Below are 25,059 nucleotides of genomic sequence, written 5' to 3'. Positions count from 1 at the left end.
CTATTTACGCTTAAAAGTTGATTCAAGGGACTCGATTTGAGCCTGTATATGATCAAGCCGTTTGAGTAACTGGGTCAATGGCACATCTGCTAATTGTTTAAAGCGTACCGCAGCGCGTTTCCAGTGCAAACTTTCCAGCATCGGTGTGCCAGAAGAATAACTCCCTGCCTCAGAAATACTTTTTGTGACCATTGACATACCGGTAATTATGACATTATCTGCAATATTAATGTGACCTACCACCCCTACTGCACCTGCAAACACACAATTTTTGCCAATTGTGGTACTACCTGCAATACCACATTTTGCAGCAAGTGCTGTATTGGCACCAATTTTTACGTTATGGGCAATTTGCACAAGATTATCAATAATGACACCATTTTCCAGAATTGTGTCATCGAGTGCGCCACGGTCAATACTGCAATTTGATCCAATTCTGACGTCATTACCGATTTTAACTGAACCTAATTGTGCAATACGATGCCATTTACCTTGGTAAGGCGCAAAACCAAAACCTTCTCCACCAATCACAGTATTGGCATGAATACGGACGCGGTCACCGATTTTTGTTTCACCGGTTAAAGTGACATGTGAATCAATAAAGCATTGCTGACCAATTTCAACATCATCATCAATTTTAACGTGTGATTGAATGACGGTATCATCACCCACCACACAATGCTCACCAATAACCACATAATGCCCAATATAGGCACTATCGGCAATTATGGCAGAAGGATGGATCTGTGCTGTACTTTCTATGCCCTGATGCTGATTTTTCTTTTCAAATACATGCGTCAGAATGGCAAAAGCAAGATAAGGATTATCGACCACAATAAAATTATTGTGCGTATCTAGCTGATTTTTTAGAGCTGAAGTGACGATCAAGGCACCTGCTTTTGAAGCACGTGCCTGATCCAGATATTTATCGGCGTTTACAAATGCAATATGTTTCGCTTGAGCCGCATCCAAGCTAGCCAATCCTTGCAAGATTAAATCAGATTGACCTACGCACTCGCCCTGTACCAGACGGGCAAGATCTTCTAAGCGAAATTGTCTAAGATTCATTGATTACTTAATAACGTTAACCTTTTGAATCATTTTATCAGTTAAATCATACTTAGAGTCATAAGCAAGTGCGGAATTTTTATTTAAAACAATATCCAGGTTATTTTCTTTACGCAATTGTTCTGCGACTTGCTTAACTCGAGCTCCTAAAGTCTTATTCATCAGCTGAATAGTAGACTGAACTGTGGTTTGTACACTTTGCTGCAGCGCATTAAACTCTTTAAGCTGGGTTTGAAACTGCGCAGACATTTTTTGCTTTTCAGCATCGGATAAATTAGGCGTTTGTTGAGCACGTTGCTGCAGAGCTTCCAGCTCTTTAGCCAACTGTTCCAGCTTGGTGGTTTGTGGCTGTACTTTTTGCTCTAGCAATGTATTTTGCTGTTTTAAATAAGTACTATTTTGTACCACTTTCTCCAGGTCAACCACACCATAACCCGCAGCATGTACAGCGGAAGTGCTAGTCAAACCAGCAAAAACAAGGCCTATTAATATTTTATTCATGCAAATATCCTTTTTTAAACCCATTGAGGGTCGTACTTAGAAAGTACGACCAATCTCAAATTGGATATTTTTAGTATTATCACCGTCTTTTTCATTTAACGGATAAGCATAACTGAGAGATAGCGGCCCAATCATGGTAATCCAGGTAAAACCTGCACCTACGCTATAACGCATATTACCAGCATCAAAACCGAAGTTATCTTCGCAATACTGTTTCGCATCTACTTGAGTATTACTAGAATTCAAGTATAAGTTTCCTTTCGGAATATCACACTGAGTATCAAATACTTGTGCACCTTCAGCAAACAGTACTGGACGAACCTGACGCGTCCAATCACCTTTAAACGGTAATGGTAAAGCCAGTTCGGCACCAAATTGTACCAAAGCATTACCACCCACTTCTTCAGGATCATAATCTTGGGTCTGAGATTCATTAAAAGTCACCCCAGGATATTTAGGACCTAATGTACTGTTGTCATAACCACGTACTGAGCCAAAACCACCGGCATAGAAGTTTTTATAGAATGGCAAGTCGTTACCATAACCCAACTTACCATAACCACGTAATACAAAGCCCTTACCTAAAGGCTGGAAGGCTTGGGCATCATAAGTAATTTTTTGATATTCCACATCACTGCCTGGTAATGCAATTTCACCATTCACACGATGTGACATACCTGATGTCGGGAAAACAGGACGGTTCAAAGTATTATAAGACCAACCTAAATTAAGATTATAGGTTAAGAAATCACCATTAAACTTATTATCAAATGGAACTTCTGATCCCGCAGGACAATTAAATAAACCTGTTGTTGGATCTTGAACTAGAGCAACACTACATCCTGTACCTGTACCTGTCGCTTTACCACCATTTGCCAATAGATAGTCACGAACATAAGTAGAAACATATGGACCAGTCGTTACTTCAGTCTGATCAATATTTAAACCCGCACTCACGCTTTGGTTTTCGTCAATTGGATAACCGAAGTTAATACCACCACCAAAGCTGTCCGTCACATAGTTATTGACGTTATAATCTTCATCTAATTTGGTTTTACGGTAATACATGTTATAACCACGACGCACACCATCAATGGTGAAGTACGGATCAGTCACGCTTAAATTATAATAATCTTGTGTTTCTGAACGCGATAAATCAATCGAAACACTATTACCCGTACCCAGGAAGTTAGTTTGACTTAAACCAGCCTGGAAGGTCACACCGCCACTTTGCGAGAAACCTACTGCCAGTGTACTGGTACCTGAATGCTGCTCTTCAACATTCACGTTCAGATCAACCTGATCAGGTACGTTGGGAATACGGGCTGGTTTAATATCAACCGTTTTAAAGAAACCTGTACGCTCTAGACGAACTTTAGATAAATCAATTTTCTCATTGCTGGCTAATGCACCTTCCATCTGGCGCATTTCACGACGCAACACCTCATCGGCAGTTTTGGTATTACCGGTAAAATTGATACGACGAACAGTGACTTGCTGACCCGGATTAATATAATAATTTAAATCAACAAGTTTGGTTTCTTTATTAATTTCAGGAACAATATTGACTTCAGCATAGTAATAACCGGCATTACCATACTTACGCAGTAACAGTTGTTTAACTGCATTAACTTTTTCTTGAGAATAAATCTCGCCATCTTTATAGATTTGCAATGCTTTTAATTCTTCAGGTTTGTAAAGTGCATCGCCCAAGAACTTGCTTTCGCCAAATTTAAATTGCTCGCCTTCTTCTACAGCAACTTCGACAAAGATATTCTTTTTATCTTCACTCAAGTTCAAACTTGAGTTGGTGATATTGAAATTGATATAACCCTTATTTAAATATAAAGCACGCAAAGCCTCAAGGCTGGCTGCCATCTTTTCACGCGCATAGCGATCGTTACGGGTAACAATCGAACTCCAGCCGCTTTCCTTCACCGCAAATGCTTGCTTGATTTCGCTTTCTTTAAAAACAGTGTTGCCGATAATATTGATATCTACAACTTTAGCCGCCTTACCCTCAACAAAATCAATGGTTAAATCAACACGGTTATTGGGTTTGGCAGTCGTAATCACCTTAACATCGGCATCATAACGACCTTGCTGCATATACTGCTGTTCAAGTTCAGTTTCAATGGTTTGCAAAGCAGATTTTTTCAAAACCTCGCCTTCTGCAATACCCATTTTTTTCAACCCTTCTTCAAGGGCTTCTTTAGGAATAAGTTTATTTCCCTTAAACTCAACCTTCGAAATGACTGGACGTTCTACAACGCTAAAAACAAGCGTATCTGCTTGTTGAGATGCCTTGATATCATCAAACAAGCCAGTGGCATACAAAGCACGAATCGCATTTGCAATGGTCGCATCATTAACACGATCGCCAGCATTGACAGGCAACATCCCATAAACATTTTCTGGCGTTAAACGAACAAGTCCGTCAATTTTGATATCGCGGACAATGAATTCATCTGCTGCATATACTTGTTGTACTGCTGCCATTGCACTAACGAGTGCCAAAGGCATAAATAAATGTGTGTGCTGCATGCCAGTCTTTTCCGATGTTAATTTATTACATATTTACGTTGTTATAAACGCATGAAGTCATTGAATAATGCAAGGAGCATCATACTACCGAGCAGTACCATACCAATTTTTAAACCAACCAATTGTATTTGTTCAGAAACAGGTTTACCACGAATTAGCTCAATAAAATAGTAAACCAGGTGTCCACCATCAAGCATTGGAATAGGCAATAAATTCAAAATACCCAAACTCACGCTCATTAAGGCCATAAATGAGATAAAGGTTTGCCAACCCATTTCTGCACTTTTCCCCGCCACCTTAGCAATGGTGATCGGTCCCGATAAATTATCCAACCCAATTAAACCACGTACCATTTTGACGATCGAGTTCAAAATCATACCTGAAATTTGACCCGTTTTATCAACAGCCATAACCAAAGCTTCAGTCGGGCTGTATTGAATGGTTTGCTTATATTCTTCGGGAATGGTTATTTTCCCCGGGGTATTTTGTACACCCAGCATACCTGAAACATTGCCCATACTATCACGCTTGGCTTGCGGCATTACCTGTAAATGTAGCAGCTGATTTTGACGTAATACATCTATTTTTAATAATTTTTCTGGTGAAGCCTGAACAACTTGAACCACATCAAACCAGTCATTCATTTTCACGCCATCAATGGCCACGATTTTATCGCCTTCTTTCATCCCTTGACGAATAGCCGCACCATCTTCACTCAGCTTACTGACCACGGGAGCAATATATGGCCGGTATGGCATAAAGCCTAAACTGTCTAATGCAGACTGGTTTTGATTTTTTAAGAAGTTCTGGATAGGTAAGTTAAAGGTTTGCAACTGACCTTGACGGTCGGCCTGAATCTGAATTGAACCGGTTTCACCCACACGGTCCACCAAGGCAAAATTTAACTTTTCCCAAGTGGTTACTTGTGTTCCGTCGACTGTTGTAATTTTGTCACCAACCTGCATTTGAGCTGTAGCAGCAGGTGTATTAGGTAACACTTTACCTACACGGGTATTCAATTGTTCTTGTGATGGAATAAATAAAATCCAGAACAATAACACGGCAAAAACCAGATTGATCAATGGCCCAGCAGCAACAATCGCAATACGTTTCCAGGGATGTTGGCGGTTGAATGCTTTGGGTAAATCCTCCTCAGCAACACTACCTTCCCGTTCATCCAGCATTTTCACATAGCCACCCAATGGCAATGCTGAAAGCTGATATTGAATGCCCGATTTTTTAGAGGTCCACTTGAATAAGGTTGGTCCAAAGCCAATAGAATAAACTAAAACTTTAACACCCAGTTTACGTGCAACAATATAATGTCCAAACTCGTGAATCGCGATGAGCGGTCCAAGGAGTAAAATTGCTGCCACAATAATAAACAAGGCATTCATATTTTAGCTTCCTTTATTGATGACAATTTGCTGGGCAGCCGATCGAGCCATTTGATCAACCTGTAAAATACGCTCAATTGATTCTGCAGCGCCACCTTCAACCAGATTTAAGGTCTGTTCTACCACTTGAGAAATTTCAGTAAAACCAATCTCATTTTTCAAGAAGGCAGCAACAGCAATCTCATTGGCAGCATTTAAAATCGCAGGAGCTAGACCACCAGTTTGCATGGCTTGACGTGCAAGTTTTAATGCCGGAAAACGTATGGTATCAGGTTCCTGAAAATCCAGCTGTTGATTGACAAACAGGTCGAGGGCAGGCACATGAGTTTGAATACGTGTCGGCCAGGCAAGCGCATGCGCGATTGGTGTACACATATCAGGATTGCCCATTTGTGCCAAAGTCGAACCATCCACATATTGAACCATAGAATGAATGATACTCTGTGGATGTACTACCACTGTTACAAACTGTTCTGAAATTGCAAAGAGATGACAAGCTTCGATCAGCTCTAAGCCTTTATTCATTAAGGTTGCAGAATCAACAGAAATTTTTTGACCCATCGACCAATTCGGATGTTTACACGCTTGTGCAGGTGTCACATTCTGTAATTGTTCAAGACTATGATTTAGAAATGGCCCGCCAGAAGCTGTAAGTAAAATACGGGAGACGCCCTGTTTAGGCTGACCGTTGCGCTCTGTTTGGAAATAATTCTGAGGTAAGCATTGGAAAATAGCATTATGTTCAGAGTCGACCGGAAGCAATTCTGCCTGATAATCACGTGCAGCCTGCATCATGATATCACCCGACATCACCAGTGCTTCTTTATTGGCCAACAGGACACGCTTACCCGCCTTAACCGCAGCCAAGGTCGGCAATAAACCCGCAGCTCCCACAATGGCTGCCATGACTATATCAACATCTGCATGTTCGGCAACAGCGATCAAGCCCGCCTCATCAGTCAAGATTTCAATATTAGTTAAAGACTGCTCATTAAAATATTGCTGTAACTCTTTAACTCGACTGGAAGGAACAACCACGATTTTTGGTCGATATTGTTTGCATATTTCAACGAGTTCCAAAATTCTGCTATGCGCCGTGACTGCAAAAACAGAATACTTTTCAGGATGCTGTTGCAGAACTTTTAAGGTACTTTGACCAATTGAACCCGTTACACCCAATATACAAACAGATTGTGACATCTATAAATCTACACCAATAAGTTTTAAAACATACATGCCTGCAGCAAAAATTGGAGCAGCAGCAAGCAATGAATCAATGCGGTCAAGTACGCCACCATGTCCTGGCAGAATACGACCTGAATCTTTAATTCCAGCGCGACGTTTGATCATGGACTCAAACAAGTCGCCAAGAACCGAACTGAATACGGTAATCACAGATAAAATTAAAAATAAAATATGCTGTGCCAGCGTTAAATCCAAATAAAGGACCTCTACTGCTACTACAATCAGCATGGCGGTAAAAATACCACCGTATAAACCTTCTACTGATTTGTTTGGACTGACATCTGGAGCAAGTTTTTTCTTGCCCAATTTACGCCCAACAAAATAAGCACCGCTGTCTGCACCCCATACCAGTAAAAACAGGTACATGAGCCACCATGGAGAGCTATGCCATACAGAGAAAATTGCGGTAACTGCAGCAGAAACTAAAATAAATCCAATAATTTTTAGGCTGGGATTGTACCATCCATCATAGTCTGGATAGGATTTAACCCAAAAAATACTGCAGATCCAGCAAATAATGGAAGCAGCCCAAAGCAGCAGAGCGATATCATTAAAATATAATGCTAAAGTTGCTAAAGCAGCTGTGGCAAGTCCATAAACCCAAGCTAAAGGCTTAACAAGATTTTTATTTTTTCTTGGCATAAGCTTAAACCACTCATACCCTGCAACCCCTGCTGCAACAATCATCAGCATAAACATTGGATACTGAGACTGTGTAGCAAACATACAACTCAGTACGACTGCTACCAATACCAATGCGGTTATAATCCGCTCTAACATTTATTAATTCTCAAGTTTCTCTTGTTGGATTTGCTCTGAAGTTTTACCAAAACGACGTTCACGTCCAGCAAAGACAGCGAATGCATCATCTAATTCTTCTACAGTAAATTCAGGCCACAAGGTTGGGGTAAAATATAGTTCAGCATATGCCGCTTGCCAAAGTAAAAAATTCGACAAACGATAATCACCACCTGTACGAATGAGTAAATCCACAGCAGGTAAATCGGCCATGCAGACATGTTGCCCAAAGAGCTCCACGTCAATATCTTCAACCGCAACTTTTTTTGCCAGCACATCTGCTGCAATCTGTTTTGCAGCCTGAGTCATATCCCACATACCACCATAACTAATGGCAATGGTTAAAGTCATGCTGTCGAACTTAGCAGTCCTTTGTTCAGCTTGCAACATTAACTCGCGTAAACGGTCAGACAAACGCGAACGATCGCCAATAAAGCGCAAGGCAATATTGAACTTTTCCATCCGCGGCAATTGCTCATGAATGGTTTCTTCCAACAATACCATGAGTAAATCAACCTCAAATTGAGGACGATTCCAGTTTTCACTCGAGAATGCAAAAACGGTTAATGCTTGAATATGATTTTTTCTACAGTGTTCAACGATCGGATCCAGAACATTCTTCCCCTCACGATGTCCTGCACCTTTTTGCATTTGCTTTTTTTTTGCAAAACGATTGTTGCCATCCATAATGATGGCAACATGTTTTGGAAGAAGCATACTGTCTTCTGATACGGTCATTAAATCTTAGACCTTCATCAATTCAGCTTCTTTAGCAGCTAGACGTTTTTCAACTTCAGCAACAAATTTATCGGTGATTTTTTGGATGTCATCACCTGCACGACGCTCATCATCTTCAGAAATTTCTTTTTCTTTCAATAATGCCTTGATGTCGCCCAATACGTCACGACGAATGTTACGGATTGCAACTTTGGCATTTTCCGCTTCATTACGTGCAACTTTCTGCATGTCACGACGTGTTTCTTCAGTAAGTGCCGCCATCGGTACACGAATCGCGTCAGCCGTAATTGGGTTCAAGCCCAGGTCAGATTCACGGATTGCTTTATCAATTGCAGAGACCATTGAACGTTCAAATGGCTGAACAAGCAATGTACGTGAATCTTCAACACCCACGTTAGCTACCTGGTTTAATGGTACATCCGAGCCATAGTAAGGAACCATAACACCGTTCAGGATTGATGGATGCGCACGGCCTGTACGAACCTTGGCAAAACCATGCTCCAAAGACTCAAGCGTCTTGTTCATGCGGTCTTCTGCGTCTTTTTTAAGATCGTTAATCATGTGATCTTCCTTACTTAATTCTAAGAAATGTAATAACTAAATAGCGTGTAGTATAAAGAGCTTTCAGGCTCACGTACATTAATTCGTAACGTGAGTCCCTTCTTTTTCACCCATCACCACAGAAAGCAATGAACCAGCTTTATTCATATCGAATACTTGAAGTGGCACGTTATGGTCACGACATAGGCAAATCGCGGTTAAATCCATCACACCTAATTTTTCATCAAGCACTTGATCGAAAGTCAGTGTTTCGTATTTCACGGCATCATCGTATTTGCTTGGGTCTTTATTATAAACACCGTCCACTTTAGTCGCTTTCAAGATCAGGTTGGCTTCAATTTCGATACCACGTAAGCATGCTGCGGTATCTGTAGTAAAGAAAGGATTACCTGTACCAGCAACAAATACACATACTTCGCCTTGAGTTAAATGACGAATCGCATCACGACTTGAATAAGATTCAACCACAGCACCAATTGGCAGTGCTGACATTAAACGGGTTTTGATGTTGCGGCGTACCAAAGCATCACGTAATGCCAAACCGTTCATTACGGTTGCCAACATACCCATCTGGTCACCTGTTACGCGACCAACCAGACCGTCTTTTTGCAATTGGCTACCGCGGTATAGGTTACCACCGCCCACTACGATACCCACCTGAACACCCAGGCCAACCAAGTGTGCAATCGCTAAAGACATTTGATCAAGCACAGTTGCGTCAATACCCATATCTTTATTTCCAGCAAGAGCCTCACCAGAAAGTTTCAATAAAATACGTGCATAACGGGGCTTTTTTGAGTCCAACATCAGGAAATCTCCGAATCTTACAATTTCAAAATTTTATTCGTCTATTTTTATGACAGATCAAGCAGACTTAACTCGAATTAACTTCGCATATAAATCATATTCATCTGCATCGGTAATTTCGACTTCAAGCAAATCACCTGCTTTAATCTGGCTTTTATCAATATCTTCTACAAAGACATTCCCATCAATTTCAGGTGCATCAGCATAAGAGCGTGCAACTGCCACCGGGAATTCGTCTTCCAGCTCATCTACTAAAACAGTCATGGTTTGGCCAATGCGTTTTTGCAGTTTGGCTGCAGAAATTTCCTGCTGTACTTGCATGAAACGCTCGTAGCGATCTTGCTTGATTTCTTCAGGTACATGATCTGGAAGATCATTGGCTGTCGCACCTTCTACAGGTGAATAGGTAAAGCAACCTACACGATCAAGCTGAGCTTCTTTCAACCATTCAAGTAAAATTTGGAAATCTTCTTCTGTTTCACCCGGGAAACCAACCACGAAAGTGGAACGGATCACCAGTTCAGGGCATTTTTCACGCCACAGTTTAAGACGTTCTAAAGTGTTTTCACTATGAGCTGGTCGCTTCATCAACTTTAAGATGCGCGGACTGGCATGCTGAAAAGGAATGTCCAAATACGGTAGGATTTTGCCTTGAGCCATTAAATCAATGGCTGCATCGACATGCGGATATGGATAGACATAGTGCAGACGCACCCAGATGCCTAACTGACCCAATGCTTCACACATGTCAAAAAATTTGGTTTTAACCGGCTGGCCGTTCCAGAAATCAAGCTTGTATTTGGTATCTACACCATAAGCTGAAGTATCCTGAGAAATAACCAGTACTTCTTTTACACCGGCTTTTTTCAGCGCTTGGGCTTCATTTAATACCGAACCGACGGGACGTGAAACCAGGTCACCACGCATGCTTGGAATGATACAGAAAGTACAACGATGGTTGCAGCCTTCTGATATTTTTAAGTAGGCATAGTGTTTCGGAGTTAAACGGATACCCTGTTCCGGAACAAGGTCAATAAACGGATTATGCTTAGGCGGTTCTGGAACGTACTCGTGTACGGCTTCCATTACTTCTTGATATGCCGCAGCACCAGTCACTTTAAGGACATTCGGGTGCATTTGGCGAATTTTGTCTTCATCTTTACCCAAACAGCCTGTCACAATCACACGACCGTTTGCGCTCATGGCTTCGCCAATTGCATCTAAAGATTCTTGTACTGCAGATTCAATAAAACCACAGGTATTAACAACAACTAAATCAGCACCATCGTAATCCGATGCTACATCATAACCTTCAGTCTTCAACTGAGTTAAAATTCGTTCGGAATCTACCAATGCCTTAGGACAACCTAAAGAAACAAAACCGACTTTGGGGGATTTCATGAATCTGCGCTCCACTATAATGCGCGTATTGTATGTCTTTTCCGATCATAAAAACAGGTGGAATCCGGACTCTTTGCATTGCGCACCAAAATATGCCTATATTTTTAGCAAATACTTCAAGTGCACCATTTTGGTTCACTAATAATTGTATTTCTATTACTATGGAATTGGAATTCTGTTATTAAAAACAAAAAAGCACACTTTTATAGCGGCAGAATTTATATTTATACCCATGCTCAAAGTTGGCGTGCATTTTGCTTTATTTCGACAACGTTTAACTCGTTGAATGTCCCATAACGGGGAGAAATGACAAGAAGTGCAGATGCCATTGCGCTATTTTAACACAGGATGCTTTCGCAAATGGATCAACCCGTCGCTATCGACTACCGCCTTTTAGTGGATAACTTAACCACCGCAATTTTATTGGTCGACAGTAAGCTGAATATTTTTTATTTGAATTCATCTTGTGAATCTTTGTTCGACATTAGCTTACTGCGTGCGGCGGGACAGCCGGTTTTAAATTTACTGCATATGCCAGATGATGAGTTCAATACTGAAGAAGCTTTATTAAATACCTTTAAAACCGGACAACCTTATACGCGTCGTGAAGCCGCCATTAGCGTCAATTTCAAAGATATTCACGTGGATTATACCGTTTCACAAATTAATTCAGCAAAACCCTACCACCCGCTCCTACTGATTGAACTGAACCAGATTGACCGGATGTTAAAAATATCCAAAGAAGAAAATCTGATTCAGCAACATCAGGTCGCCAGACAACTGATTCGTGGTGTCGCCCATGAAATTAAAAACCCTTTAGGCGGCATCCGTGGTGCCACCCAGTTGCTGGCGCGCAGCCTGAATGATCCGCAATATGAAGAATTTACCGACATTATTATCAGTGAAGTAGACCGTTTACGCAATCTGGCCGATACCATGCTAGGTTCCCGTCAGCTACCAAGCTACGAACTGGTCAATGTGCATGAGCCTTTAGAACGTGTACGTTCACTCATTACCAATCAAACCAAAAAGAAAATCAAGATTACCCGTGACTACGATCTATCCTTACCTGAAGTGATGGCAGATCGCGACCAGTTAATTCAGGTCATGCTCAATATCAGCGTCAACGCCGTACAAGCCATGATGGAAAATAAAGAGTTCTTTGTTGATCATCAGCCGGAACTAATTTTAAGAACCCGGATTCAGCGCTTGGTCACCATTAACGGTGTATTAAAACGTTCTGCGGTTCGTATTGATATTGAAGACAATGGCCCGGGTGTACCTGAAGAAATCTTAGAATCGGTATTTTATCCATTAGTCACAGGACGTGCTAAAGGCACCGGGCTCGGTTTGAGCATTGCACAAAACATAATGCACCAACATAACGGAATGATTGAATGCCAATCCGTTCCGGGAAAAACAGTATTTAGCTTATATTTACCTTGGGAGTCTAACCATGTCGCGAAATAAAATATGGGTCATTGATGATGATCGTGCCATGCGCTGGGTTTTGGAAAAAACCTTCAAAGAAGAAGGTTTTGACGTGACCAGCTTTGAAGAAGCACAGTCTGCACTGGATCAACTCAGCATAGAGGCTCCTGATGTTATTTTAACCGACATTCGTATGCCCGGTATCGACGGTCTGACCTTTCTGGGTAAAGTCAAAGGCTCTCATCCTGACCTACCTGTCATTATTATGACAGCACATTCAGATCTGGAATCTGCGGTATCCAGCTATCAAACAGGTGCTTTTGAATACCTACCCAAACCATTTGATATTGATGAAGCCCTGGCACTGGTTAACCGTGCCATCCTGCATATTGCAAAATTACAGCAGCAGGAATCTGCCAAAGCCGTACCAGCCATTCAATCAACGGAAATCATTGGTGAATCCCCTGCCATGCAGGAAGTATTCCGTGCCATTGGCCGTTTATCACAGTCGCACATTACCGTATTGATTAATGGTGAATCAGGAACCGGTAAAGAACTGGTTGCACATGCGCTACATCGCCATTCGCCACGTAGCAGCAAACCTTTTATTGCCTTGAATATGGCAGCCATTCCTAAAGACCTGATCGAGACTGAACTTTTCGGTCACGAAAAAGGCGCTTTTACCGGTGCCAATTCACAGCGCCAAGGTCGTTTTGAACAAGCCAATGGCGGTACACTATTTCTAGATGAAATTGGGGACATGCCATTTGAAACCCAAACACGTTTACTGCGTGTCTTGGCGGATGGTGAATTCTATCGTGTCGGTGGACATATTCCGGTTAAGGTTGATGTGCGTATTGTTGCAGCAACCCACCAAGACCTGGAAAAACTGGTGCATGATGGACGCTTCCGTGAAGACTTGTATCATCGTCTGAATGTGATCCGTATTCATATTCCAAAACTAGCCCATCGCAGTGAAGACATTCCAATGTTGGCGCAGCACTTCCTGGCCCGTGCGGGTAAAGAATTAGGCGTAAATCCTAAAATCTTGCGTCCAGAAACCCAGGAATATATGCAACAGCTACCGTGGCAAGGCAACGTGCGTCAACTGGAAAACACCTGTCGCTGGCTCACCGTGATGATCACCGGACGTGAAGTTTATCCAGAAGACCTGCCTTCGGAACTAAAACAGATTCCAATTCAACGTTCAGGTGAAGATGCTCAACCGCACAATACCTTTGACCGTATTTCACTGCATCATTGGGATGAGTTATTGGGTCAATGGGCCATTCAGAAACTTAAAAATGGCGAAATGAAGATTCTGGACATTGCTACACCCATGTTTGAACGCACTTTAATCACTGCTGCTTTACAGCAAACCCGTGGTCGTAAGCGTCATGCAGCTGAATTGCTGGGTTGGGGCCGCAACACCTTGACGCGTAAACTGAAAGAGCTAGGCATGGACACTGCCGATGATGATATAGAAGAAGAAATCGAAAGCTAATTTCCATATACATTAAAAAAGCGCCCAAGGGCGCTTTTTTATTGCTGCGTTTTTAACGGTTCAGTGCTTATGCGGTAAAACCCACATATCGAAAATACCCCTCTACACCCAAATCAGATTTCAAAATCAAATAATTAGGATAAGTGGCTTGGGTAATTTCAGCAAACATATTCACCTGATCATCATTGGCATGCAGGTCATCTACAGTACGCAGCATGCTTTGCTCAAATTCATCGGTCATATATTCAAAGCCAATATCCATGGCGATAAATAAAGTATGCCCACAAGGTTGTACATACTGCTCTTCAGCCCAGTCAATGACATTTTGCTGGCAATGCGGGCATGCAATGTTGTCTGTTGCCTGAATGGATAATGGAATAAGTTGATAAGCCATATAAAAATTAATCTGTTTTACTATCCGCACATTTTAACAAACTATTTTAACTTCGCTATTTGTTCAAAGCAGATTTGCAATAAAAAAGGGAATCTTCAAGATTCCCTCGCTTTACATAGTTAGACTTTTATTTATATGCTGCTTTATAACGTGATAGTGCAGTTACCGCCACAGCAGAGATTACTACTGCCGGCAAACTCGCCATTAAAATACCTGTAGTTCCCAAACCGAGTGCCAAGATTTTCCCAGTCAGTAATGGTCCAGTCATTGCACCCAAACGCCCTAGAGAAATCGCACTACCTACACCGGTCACTTTGCCCGTGCCTGAATAGAAGATTGGTGAAATACCATACAGAATAGACTGACCACCTGTAGAGAAGATCCCACCCATCACACCGGCTAGAACCAACACTGGAATAGAGGTAGTGGTGAATAACAGACTAAGGGCAACAAATAAACCGCTATAGATAATCACTGCCATCTGCCAAAGTTTTAAGCGATCAAGCAAATAACCCAAAGCCAAAGTACCAATCACCGCGCCTACCTGGAATACCAGCATCACCATAAAAGCCTGTGATTTTTCTAAGCCTTGTCCCATCAGCAAATTAGGTAACCAGCTAATCAAAATATAATTGATCATCAGGGTAAAGAAGAAGCCTACCCAAAGTGGCAAGGTATTTTTATATTGCTGGTTTTTAAATAATACTTGTGCCATTCCCAGAACTGCTTCTGTAGACACTTGCTCAACAGCAACCTGCTTAGGCTTATCTTTAAGAATAATCGCCATGAATGGGAGCAGCGCTAATGGTGCCAAGCCTCCAATCAAAAAAAGGGTATGCCAAGAAATATCTTTAAATAAGATAGCCAAGCCTGCAACGAAAATTGCACCTACCGGTAATCCGCAATACATCAAGCTGTTCAGCTTGCCGCGATTGGCTTCCGTCGCCTCATCACCCACCACAGAAATCATGGTTGGCATCGCAGCACCCAGACCTAAGCCGGTAAAGAAGCGCGCTGCATATAAAATTTCAATACTTGGCGCGATGGCAGTAAGCGACATAAATAGGCCGAAAATTGCAATTGAAAGCATTAAAACTTTCTTCTGCCCCAAATAGTCGGCAACACGTCCACCAAAGAACGCGCCAAATAACATACCAAAAACACCCAAACTAAATACATAACCCATTTGCACCTGGTCTAGAGCAAATGTTTCAGCAATTCCTTTTGCGGCAATACCGGGAACCTGAAGATCAAAACCTTCAAAAAATGCGACCCAAAAACACAAAAATACTGTTAAGAATTTCTGCATTTTACCTGTTTGTATTTGCGCCATGATTGAACTCCGTCCATATTAAGCAAATTAGCCCACAGCAATTTGCTTCACTATTTTCAGATCAATCTGTTGAAATAAATACCACTACAATGGTCGGGTTTAATGTGCGTTACCTCAAAAAAAACCATTCAAATTAGACATAAAAGATTAAACAAATAGACATAATAGATCTTAATTTTATTTATTATTTCATATTTTCAAATACTTATAATTTCGGTAGTTATTTATGATCAAACCATAGTCAAAAGTAATAGTTTAAAATTAAACGATAAAAAGCCCGCGTTTAGCGGGCTTTTTATCAACTTAACTCACATTGTATTAAGCAGTTTTTTTCGCTTGATTGTTCTTACGAATGGTAATCATCACCAGTTGAACTGCTGCTGGTGTTACGCCTGGAATACGGCTTGCTTGAGCCAATGTTTCAGGACGCACATCTTTTAATTTAAGTGTAATTTCACGCGACAAGCCTGAAACCACATCATAATCAAAGTCAGCAGGAATACGAGTTTCTTCCAGACGCTTCATTTGTGCTACGTCTTCTTGCTGACGGTTGATATAACCTTCGTATTTCACGGCAATTTCAATTTGCTCACCGACAAATGCTGAAACCTCTGAACCTGTTAGCTCTGCAATTTGAGCGAAGCTGATGTTTGGACGTTTTAACAGATCAATGGCTGAGCATTCTTTAGAAAGATCAGCACCGGTCATTTCCACGAATTTTTTACCCATCGGGTTGTTTGGCGCAGCCCAAAGGTGTTGCAAACGGCCTTTCTCGGTTTCTACTGCTTCCATTTTTTCACAGTAAGCAGTCCAGCGTTCATCATCCACCAGACCCATTTCACGGCCAATGGCAGTTAAACGTTGATCCGCATTGTCTTCACGCAGCATCAAACGGTATTCCGCACGTGAGGTAAACATGCGGTATGGTTCTTTGGTACCCAAAGTGATCAAGTCATCAACCAATACACCCATGTACGCTTCATCACGTTTAGGTGTCCATTGTTCTTGATCCCAAGCACGGCGTGCAGCATTTAAGCCTGCCAATAAACCTTGTGCACCCGCTTCTTCATAACCGGTTGTACCGTTGATTTGACCAGCAAAGTACAGGTTATTAATCGCTTTGGTTTCTAAAGAGAATTTCAACGCTTGCGGGTTGAAGTAATCGTATTCAATGGCATAACCCGGACGAAGAATGTGAGCATTTTCCATACCACGAATCGAACGCACCAATTCAAACTGCACATCGAATGGCAGTGAAGTCGAAATACCGTTTGGATAAAGCTCGTGTGTATCTAAGCCTTCTGGCTCCAGGAATACCTGGTGCGAATCTTTATCAGCAAATTTATGAATTTTATCTTCAATCGATGGGCAGTAACGCGGACCCACACCTTCAATCACACCAGTATACATTGGTGAACGGTCGAGGCCTCCACGAATGATGTCGTGAGTACGTTCATTGGTATGTGTGATGTAACAGTTGATCTGTTCCGGATGCATAGACGCATCCCCCATGAATGACATGGTCGGAGACGGGAAATCACCCGGCTGTGGTGTCATGACAGAGAAATCAACTGAACGTGCATCGATACGCGGTGGCGTACCTGTTTTTAAACGACCTACAGGCAAGTTCAATTCACGTAAACGTGCAGCCAATGAAATTGATGGAGGATCACCGGCACGGCCGCCACTTGATTTTTCCAGACCTACGTGAATCACACCGCCTAAGAATGTCCCTGTTGTCAACACAACGGTTTTTGCATCAAAGCGAATACCCATTTGTGTCACAACACCTTTAACGGTATCACCTTCAACAATCAGGTCATCTGCCGCTTGCTGGAAAATATCTAGATTGGCCTGATTTTCCAAGGTATCGCGAATCGCAGCTTTATAACGGATACGGTCAGCTTGAGCACGGGTTGCACGAACCGCTGCACCTTTACGTGAATTCAGGATACGGAACTGAATACCACCTTTATCGGCAGCCAATGCCATTGCACCACCCAAAGCATCAATTTCACGCACCAGGTGTGATTTACCAATACCACCGATGGCCGGGTTACAGCTCATCTGCCCTAAAGTCTCAATGTTGTGAGTCAAGAGCAGAGTCTGTCGACCCATACGCGCTGCAGCAAGGGCTGCTTCGGTACCTGCGTGACCGCCACCGATAACAATGACATCGTAAACTTTAGGATAATGCATAATGGTTTGAGAGATAAAAAATGATGACGGAGTATTATATCAAAACTGAACAAAATAAGTTGACAAAATGAGTCGAATTTCTTGATGAGAATTGAATCGATTTTCAGTCTTTTAATGTTGCAATGTAATTCCGCTTTTCAGACTCGCTATAGAAATGAAACATTTAAGTAAATTTTTTTACTTGATTAGCATTGTTTAAATTTGATTACTTTTTAAGCTATAGGTTGGGTACATTACGAACAAAGGTATAAAGATGAATAAGAATATTGTCCTCTCATCCATTCTCTGTGGTTTATGTTTCGCACCATTTGCAGCTTCAGCAAATGATAAAGTCGAAAAAGTATATGATTCTCAAAGGTACCAAAAGGTTTGTAAAGGTAAAAGTCAGGGCGCACAGGTGAGTTTTGCATATCGCGGTATTATCTGGAATGGTACCTGTGAACCTCAATTCTTCCCCTCAGCAAAAAATTCGTCCATCGCAGGAGATGAACCTGAGTTAACCAGTGCATGTAGTGGAGATACTAGCGCAACATCTGTAAGCATCAACGGGACAGAAGTTAAAGGTAAATGTGCTTTAGGTTTTATGGCTCCTCGACCTTCTTCTCAATCCCAAATGCAAATGCAGCAATCCCAACCACAAATGCAACACTCTCAACCAGAAATGCAAACTCAGCCTCAAATGCAGCCACAACCTGAGATACAACCACAACAATCCCCATAAAATGTTAATTTTATTGAAATTATTAACGGGTAAAATACTTGAGTTTTACCCGTTTCATATATTGCTAATTTAAAAAACTCGTTTAAACTCAAATAATATTAAGGATATAACAATAAAAAGGATACTCCATGGATTCGGGACTATTTACCTTTTTTTTACCTATCATACTTGCCTTCATGATGATTGGTTTAGGGCTTGAACTCACAGTTAAAGATTTTCTTCGTATCCGTTATCATCCCAAAGCTATTTTTTTAGCTTTATTTTCACAACAGATCATTTTGGTTGGCGTTGCATTTTTTATTTGTATTTTATTTAAGCCCTCTCCCTTTCTAGCGATTGGCTTAATGTTGCTTGCCGCTTCTCCAGGTGGCCCTACAGCAAATTTGATTAGCTATATTTTTAAGGGAGATGTGGCCTTAAACCTTACCCTTACTGCCCTTAATTCTATTATTTGTATCTTTACCCTGCCTTTTATTGTCAATTTATCGATGCATTATTTTTTAGGTGAGTCGCAAAGCTTTGCCATGCCTATTGAAAAAATCATTCAGGTCTTTTTAATTATTTTTATTCCGGTTTGTTTGGGTATGCTGATTCGTTCACTTACCCCTAAAACTGCACTGAAATTAAATAAACCCATGCGATTATTTTCGGTCATCTTTGTATTTTCGATTTTTTTGTATGCGCTCTATAAAGAAAGATTCCATGTCACTGAATATTTTGCCGAGATTGGCATTGCCATGGCGCTATTTTGCCTGATCAGTTTTTTAGTGGGCTATCTCGTCCCACACTTATCTGGAATTTCCGATAGACAGGCACGGGCATGTACTTTTGAAGTAGGGATTCACAACACAGGTTTTGCAGTGACTATTGCACTTTCAGTATTATCGAATACGACGATTGCCATTCCCGCAGGGATTTATACTATTTTTATGTATATTTTCGCCTTTGCATTTGGTTATATCTTGAGCAGAAACCCACAACTACTTAGTAAAGACAATGCACGCACTTTAAATGGCTAAAACACAACTGCCGGGTTGAAAACACACTTATATAAAAAATATATAGTTCATTGCTTTAAAATTTTATCCGTCACTATTTTAAAATTAGCAATGAAAATGCCTCGGTTCATAGGCTAAAAATGAAACTCAATCCATGTTATTTATATAAAGCTGGAATATTAACTTATATATATTTGTTGATACATCTATGTTGTCAGTATAGTTGCATGATAAAAATCAGTAAAAACTTAAATCAAGAAGAATAAAAATAGGAGATTTCCAATGGATTCAGGAATCATTACCATTTTACTGCCCTTAGCTCTTGCCATTATCATGATTGGGCTAGGATTGGAATTAACCCCCAAAGACTTTGCTCGAGTCAGCAAACATCCTAAAGCCGTGCTGATTGCCCTGTTTTGTCAACTGATTATTTTGGTCAGTATTGCATTCGTCATTTGCAAGGTTTTAGCGCTTCCCCCTCTACTTGCTGTAGGTTTAATGCTGCTAGCCGCATCTCCAGGTGGCAGTACCGCCAACCTGTTTAGCTATCTGTTTAAGGGCGATCTGGCACTCAACATTACCCTTACTGCAATTAATTCTGTGATTGCAGCCATAACACTACCTTTAATTGTGAATTTTTCCATTGCACATTTCATGCAAGACGCCCAGCAGATCAATTTACAATTTGGTAAAATTGTTCAGGTTTTTGCCATTATCATTGTCCCGGTCTGTATAGGCATGCTGATTCGGCACTATGCCCCACATTTCACAGAAAGGTTAAATAAGCCGCTACGCATATTCGCTGTCATATTTTTAATATCGATTATTATTGGTGCGATTCTGAGTGAACGTCAGAATATTGCTGAATACCTAACTCAAGTAGGCATCGCGACTGCTTTGTTCTGCATGCTCAGCCTATGTATCGGATACTTGCTGCCTCGACTGTTCGGCATCAACAGTGCCCAAGCGCGTGCCTGTGCATTTGAAATTGGCATTCATAATAGTACCCTGGCCATGACCATTGCACTTACCGTTATGGCGAACTCCACCGTTGCCATGCCAGCTGCGGTATATTCTATTTTTATGTATATCTTTGCTGCACTCTTTGGCATGTTATTAAATAAATTCGCATCTCACCCAACGGCCATAGCCACCTGATTCAGCCACCATAAATAAAGGACGTCAATGTGCGTCCTTTTCTTTTTCAAGATAGTTTTTATCAATATATAGTGGTTTCCGCCCGAGTTCCGTTACAATGGCATTTTTAAAAAGACAAATTTAGGTTATCTCCGTGAAGTGGTTACAAATTCATATTACTGTTGAGCAAGCTCAAGTCGATTTTACTGAAACACTGTTAAGTTCATTAGGTGCAGTGAGCGTAACTTTAGATGATGCTGAAAATCAGGACTTGCTTGAACCACTTCCAGGTGAAACGCCTCTGTGGAATAAAGTCATTGTGACTGGTATCTATGCACAGGAAGATGACGAAGAAATCGATGTAGATGCTCTTATTACCTTTATTACTGCTCAGATGCCTGAAGCACCATTACGTTACGAATTTCTTGAAGATCAGGAATGGGAACGTACCTGGATGGATGCCTACGAGCCTATTCAAATTGGCGAAAAATACTGGATTGTACCTGAATGGATGGAAGCGCCTGAAGCCGATGCAGTCAATATCAAGCTTGATCCGGGTCTGGCTTTTGGTACCGGTAACCATGCCTCAACCTTTCTTTGTCTGCAATGGCTCGGCAAAACCGATCTTAAAGATAAAGTTGTGATCGACTATGGTTGTGGTTCAGGCATTTTAGGTGTGGCTGCATTATTACTGGGTGCGAAAAAAGTCTATGCTACTGATATTGATCCACAAGCAGTACTGGCGACCCAACAAAATGCCGAATTGAATGGCGTACTTGAAAATCTGTATGTAGGTCTGCCAGACGAGTTCAATGAAGAGCTGAAAAACCAGAAAGCCGATGTGTTTGTTGCCAACATTCTGGCAGGTCCATTAATGGCTCTTGCGCCTGAATTCGCAACTTTGGTTAAATCTGAGGGAGAGTTCGCACTTGCCGGCATATTAGAAGAGCAAGTTGCTGATGTTTCTAGTGTTTATTCTGAATTTTTTGATATACTGCAAGTCGAAAAGCGTGACGAACATTGGTGTCGAATTTCGGGTAAACGCCAAAATACCCATACAAATTTTGAATAGACTATGAGCGAAAAACAAACCTGCTGCCCTAACTGTTTAACCAAGTACAAAGTCTCTGTGGCTCAACTTACAGTTGCTCGCGGTATGGTTTGTTGTGCAAAATGCTCAACCAATTTTAATGCATTAACCCATCTGGTCGTAGAGAAAGAAGAAACTTTCTCTGCCGTCCAAACTGCTTCTGCTTTAGATCCAGACAAACAAACCGCTCTATCCAATGAACTCGTTAAAGAGCACTTCATTACGGAACAGCAACCAGTACAACATTTACTGGATATTTTCGATCGTAAAGTCGAAAACTCGAATATCGATTTAAAGACCTATCTCAATAACCTGAATTATTTTAGTACGGAACCGATTGGCAACTACCCTGCACTGAACTGGTCAGAAAAAGCTGAACAAGAGAAAAAATATGGTGCGCGGCATTATGTTTTATGGGGCACAATCAACGTATGTTTAGCCAGCTTGCTGATTTTGCAGTTTTTTTGGTTTAACCCGAAAATTTTAAATAACAGCCCGGTATTTAGTGCTTTATTTAATAGCGCATGTCAGGCATTCAATTGTTCGGTTATGGAAGAAAATTATCGCCTGATTTCCACCAACAAGCTAAAGGTGAAACAAATTTCCAAACAGGAAACCCAGTTTACTGGAGAACTGATTAACTATCATACAGAAAGTTTGGCTCTTCCAATGATCAAGGTAAATTTGAAAAAGAGTGGAGAAATTATATCGACCTATTCCTTTAAGCCTTCCGAATACTTGATTACCAGTCTGCAAGGAATTCAACGAATCCCGCAGAATAGTCCTTTTAAATTCAAATTGAGCGTTCCTGTGCCACGTAAAAGCTTTGACACTTATAGTTTAGAAATAATTCGTCCGTAATATTGAAAAAAACTATTAAAAAATACAAAAAAATGTAAAAAAAATGCAGTTTTCTTGCTCACTTTTTCTTAGACAATGCTATGATACGCGCCACGAAAGCTTAGTGCTGCAAACTCCTCGAAAATTTTTACAACAAAATCGTCTAACTGAAAATGCGCTTTATTAAATATAGCGTATAGAGTAGATTTTTTTGTTTTGATTTTGGGTGGTAACAAATATTAATCTATTGTTACGCTTAAATTTCGATCAAAAACGTCGAGTTGTGGCAAGCTAAATGATCAAGTTTTAGAGCTCTAGTTTTAGGATCTAAAACTAGAGCTCATTGAATTTTTATAGACCACTTTTATATATCTCTTTACCCAAGTGATATTTGATTTTTCGGATTAATTCGCATGAATAGCAAGTCTCCTATTTTTACTGCACAATCTGATGTCGCTCTTCGTATTCACGTAGATCGCGCAGTTCGCCATTATTTTGCACAATTGCAAGGCGAGCAACCCTCTCAGGTGTATGACATGGTGCTGGCAGAAATGGAGAAGCCTCTTCTATCTGTAGTTCTTGAATATACGCGTGGTAATCAGACACGTGCTGCCGAGATTCTCGGACTAAACCGTGGTACTTTACGTAAAAAGTTGAAAGCTCACGGTTTAATGAGTGAATAAATGATAAAATGCTTGCGGCTTCCGCAGGCATTTTTTTTACCTGCATTTTGCTAATTTGTTTTAATCTGTTCCTTTGAAAACTGTGACGAAGATCATGACTATTAAACGCGCTTTAATCTCTGTTTCTGACAAGACTGGTATTGTTGAGTTTGCACAAGACCTTGCTGCTCTTGGGGTAGAAATTTTATCTACTGGTGGTACATACAAGTTGTTAAAAGACAACAATGTTGCCGTAGTTGAAGTTTCAGAGCACACTGGTTTCCCAGAGATGATGGACGGCCGTGTAAAAACGCTACATCCGAAAATTCATGGTGGTATCCTGGCTCGTCGTGGTCTAGACGAAGCTGTGATGGCTGAACACAACATCGATGCGATCGATCTGGTTGTTGTTAACTTATATCCTTTCGCTGCAACTGTAGCTAAACCAAACTGTTCACTTGCTGATGCAATCGAAAACATCGACATCGGCGGTCCAACAATGGTTCGTGCTGCTGCGAAAAACCATGCATCTGTCGGTATCGTTGTAAACGCATCAGATTATTCAACAGTTGTTGCTGAACTTAAAGCAAATGGCGCTTTATCTTACGAAACTCGTTTCGATTTAGCCGTTAAAGCATTTGAACATACTGCACAATATGATGGCATGATCGCTTCTTACTTAGGCGCGCGCGTAGGTAAAGAAGAAGGTCAATCTGACAAGTTTGCACGTACTTTCAATACTCAATTGAACAAAGCGCAAGATTTACGTTACGGTGAAAACCCACATCAATCAGCTGCTTTCTATGTAGAATCAACAGCAACTGAAGCTTCTGTTTCAACTGCTAAACAGTTACAAGGTAAAGAATTATCTTATAACAACATCGCAGATACAGACGCAGCACTAGAATGTGTTAAATCATTCGCGAAGCCTGCATGTGTAATCGTAAAACACGCAAACCCATGTGGCGTTGCAGTGTCTTTAGACGGTATCAAAGCAGCTTATGACCTTGCTTATGCAACAGACCCTGAATCTGCATTCGGTGGCATTATTGCATTCAACCGCGAATTAGACGTTGCTACTGCTCAAGCGATTGTTGACCGTCAATTCGTTGAAGTGATCATTGCACCTAGCATTGCTGAAGGCGTGCTTGAAGTGACTGGCGCGAAGAAAAACGTACGTGTACTTGTATGTGGTGAACTTCCTGCGATTGATGCTCGTCAAGCTCAACTTGATTACAAACGCGTAAACGGTGGTCTTTTAGTTCAAGACCAAGACTTGGGCATGATCACTAAAGATGACCTTAAAGTTGTGACTAAACGTGCTCCAACTGAACAAGAAATTGATGACATGATCTTTGCTTGGAAAGTTGCGAAATACGTTAAATCAAATGCAATTGTATATGCAAAAGGCCGTCAAACCATTGGTGTCGGCGCAGGTCAAATGAGCCGTGTAAACTCTGCTCGTATTGCTGCAATCAAAGCTGAACATGCTGGCTTAGTGGTTGAAGGTGCTGTAATGGCGTCTGATGCATTCTTCCCATTCCGTGATGGTATTGATAACGCTGCGAAAGCAGGTATCAAATGCATTATCCAACCGGGTGGTTCTATGCGTGATGAAGAAACAATTGCTGCTGCTGATGAAGCTGGCATTGCAATGGTCTTCACTGGCATGCGTCACTTCCGTCACTAA

Annotated in this window: 21 protein-coding genes and 1 pseudogene; 9 read left to right on the top strand and 13 right to left on the bottom strand. The window is 41.2% G+C overall.

Annotated elements, in window-relative coordinates:
• From lpxD to rimO, 10 genes are all read right to left on the bottom strand, one after another.
• Positions 1-1,068: a UDP-3-O-(3-hydroxymyristoyl)glucosamine N-acyltransferase gene (gene lpxD, locus ACE01R_RS10610; RefSeq protein ID WP_395551081.1), complete on the bottom strand. Its 1,068-nt coding sequence runs from the start codon at positions 1,066-1,068 to the stop codon at positions 1-3.
• 3 nt (positions 1,069-1,071) lie between these two features.
• Positions 1,072-1,569: an OmpH family outer membrane protein gene (locus ACE01R_RS10605; RefSeq protein ID WP_395551080.1), complete on the bottom strand. Its 498-nt coding sequence runs from the start codon at positions 1,567-1,569 to the stop codon at positions 1,072-1,074.
• Positions 1,570-1,605: 36 nt separating this feature from the next.
• Positions 1,606-4,068, bottom strand: coding sequence for an outer membrane protein assembly factor BamA (gene bamA, locus ACE01R_RS10600; RefSeq protein ID WP_395551135.1), 2,463 nt, complete (start codon positions 4,066-4,068; stop codon positions 1,606-1,608).
• Between the two features lie 86 nt (positions 4,069-4,154).
• A complete protein-coding gene (rseP, locus tag ACE01R_RS10595; RefSeq protein ID WP_395551079.1) occupies positions 4,155-5,510 on the bottom strand; it encodes an RIP metalloprotease RseP in 1,356 nt (451 codons plus the stop codon).
• A 3-nt stretch (positions 5,511-5,513) separates the two neighbouring features.
• Positions 5,514-6,710 carry a 1-deoxy-D-xylulose-5-phosphate reductoisomerase gene (gene ispC, locus ACE01R_RS10590; RefSeq protein ID WP_395551076.1) on the bottom strand — a complete coding sequence of 399 codons (1,197 nt, stop codon included), beginning with the start codon at positions 6,708-6,710 and terminating at the stop codon, positions 5,514-5,516.
• On the bottom strand, positions 6,711-7,535 hold the full coding sequence (locus ACE01R_RS10585) for a phosphatidate cytidylyltransferase (protein WP_395551075.1): 825 nt from the start codon (positions 7,533-7,535) through the stop codon (positions 6,711-6,713).
• 3 nt (positions 7,536-7,538) lie between these two features.
• The gene (uppS, locus tag ACE01R_RS10580) at positions 7,539-8,291 is read right to left on the bottom strand and encodes a polyprenyl diphosphate synthase (RefSeq protein ID WP_395551074.1); all 753 of its coding nucleotides are present in this window, start codon (positions 8,289-8,291) and stop codon (positions 7,539-7,541) included.
• Positions 8,292-8,297: 6 nt separating this feature from the next.
• Positions 8,298-8,852, bottom strand: coding sequence for a ribosome recycling factor (gene frr, locus ACE01R_RS10575; RefSeq protein WP_092819386.1), 555 nt, complete (start codon positions 8,850-8,852; stop codon positions 8,298-8,300).
• Between the two features lie 78 nt (positions 8,853-8,930).
• A complete protein-coding gene (gene pyrH / locus ACE01R_RS10570; RefSeq protein WP_092819385.1) occupies positions 8,931-9,659 on the bottom strand; it encodes a UMP kinase in 729 nt (242 codons plus the stop codon).
• Positions 9,660-9,716: 57 nt separating this feature from the next.
• Entirely contained in the window at positions 9,717-11,060 is a 1,344-nt protein-coding gene (gene rimO / locus ACE01R_RS10565; protein ID WP_395551073.1) for a 30S ribosomal protein S12 methylthiotransferase RimO, read from the bottom strand.
• Positions 11,061-11,420: 360 nt separating this feature from the next.
• Here rimO and glnL point away from each other — a divergent pair, with 360 nt between their 5' ends.
• Positions 11,421-12,530, top strand: a complete 1,110-nt coding sequence (glnL, locus tag ACE01R_RS10560; RefSeq protein WP_395551072.1) for a nitrogen regulation protein NR(II) — start codon at positions 11,421-11,423, stop codon at positions 12,528-12,530.
• Complete coding sequence (glnG, locus tag ACE01R_RS10555; protein WP_395551067.1) at positions 12,517-13,995, top strand: nitrogen regulation protein NR(I); 1,479 nt, start codon at positions 12,517-12,519, stop codon at positions 13,993-13,995. Before glnL ends, glnG begins: the two co-directional genes overlap by 14 nt.
• A 67-nt stretch (positions 13,996-14,062) precedes the next feature.
• On the opposite strand, the gene ACE01R_RS10550 is transcribed toward glnG, so the two are convergent.
• The 3 genes from ACE01R_RS10550 to mnmG all read right to left on the bottom strand — a co-directional run bounded on the left by ACE01R_RS10550 (position 14,063) and on the right by mnmG (position 17,921).
• Positions 14,063-14,389, bottom strand: coding sequence for a hypothetical protein (locus ACE01R_RS10550; RefSeq protein ID WP_395551059.1), 327 nt, complete (start codon positions 14,387-14,389; stop codon positions 14,063-14,065).
• Positions 14,390-14,516: 127 nt separating this feature from the next.
• Positions 14,517-15,722, bottom strand: a complete 1,206-nt coding sequence (gene mhpT / locus ACE01R_RS10545) for a 3-(3-hydroxy-phenyl)propionate transporter MhpT (protein WP_395551058.1) — start codon at positions 15,720-15,722, stop codon at positions 14,517-14,519.
• A gap of 318 nt (positions 15,723-16,040) precedes the next feature.
• Positions 16,041-17,921 (bottom strand): tRNA uridine-5-carboxymethylaminomethyl(34) synthesis enzyme MnmG, encoded by a 1,881-nt coding sequence (gene mnmG, locus ACE01R_RS10540; protein ID WP_395551057.1) that lies wholly within the window; start codon positions 17,919-17,921, stop codon positions 16,041-16,043.
• Positions 17,922-18,174: 253 nt separating this feature from the next.
• On the opposite strand from mnmG, the pseudogene ACE01R_RS10535 reads away from it, so the two are divergent.
• From ACE01R_RS10535 to purH, 7 genes and pseudogenes are all read left to right on the top strand, one after another.
• Positions 18,175-18,519, top strand: a pseudogene (locus ACE01R_RS10535) (hypothetical protein); the annotation flags it as partial.
• A gap of 251 nt (positions 18,520-18,770) precedes the next feature.
• Positions 18,771-19,661, top strand: a complete 891-nt coding sequence (locus tag ACE01R_RS10530) for a bile acid:sodium symporter family protein (protein ID WP_395551056.1) — start codon at positions 18,771-18,773, stop codon at positions 19,659-19,661.
• A gap of 261 nt (positions 19,662-19,922) precedes the next feature.
• On the top strand, positions 19,923-20,798 hold the full coding sequence (locus ACE01R_RS10525) for a bile acid:sodium symporter family protein (RefSeq protein WP_395551055.1): 876 nt from the start codon (positions 19,923-19,925) through the stop codon (positions 20,796-20,798).
• A gap of 133 nt (positions 20,799-20,931) precedes the next feature.
• Entirely contained in the window at positions 20,932-21,849 is a 918-nt protein-coding gene (gene prmA, locus ACE01R_RS10520; RefSeq protein ID WP_395551054.1) for a 50S ribosomal protein L11 methyltransferase, read from the top strand.
• Positions 21,850-21,852: 3 nt separating this feature from the next.
• Positions 21,853-22,728, top strand: coding sequence for a DUF3426 domain-containing protein (locus tag ACE01R_RS10515; protein WP_395551053.1), 876 nt, complete (start codon positions 21,853-21,855; stop codon positions 22,726-22,728).
• A gap of 392 nt (positions 22,729-23,120) precedes the next feature.
• A complete protein-coding gene (gene fis / locus ACE01R_RS10510; RefSeq protein ID WP_001086304.1) occupies positions 23,121-23,390 on the top strand; it encodes a DNA-binding transcriptional regulator Fis in 270 nt (89 codons plus the stop codon).
• 94 nt (positions 23,391-23,484) lie between these two features.
• A complete protein-coding gene (purH, locus tag ACE01R_RS10505; RefSeq protein WP_395551052.1) occupies positions 23,485-25,059 on the top strand; it encodes a bifunctional phosphoribosylaminoimidazolecarboxamide formyltransferase/IMP cyclohydrolase in 1,575 nt (524 codons plus the stop codon).

Source organism: Acinetobacter sp. BSP-28 (genome assembly GCF_044130285.1).
GTDB lineage: Bacteria > Pseudomonadota > Gammaproteobacteria > Pseudomonadales > Moraxellaceae > Acinetobacter.
The sequence above is the reverse complement of the archived record's forward strand: the minus strand, read 5'-3'. Positions and strand labels throughout refer to the sequence as shown.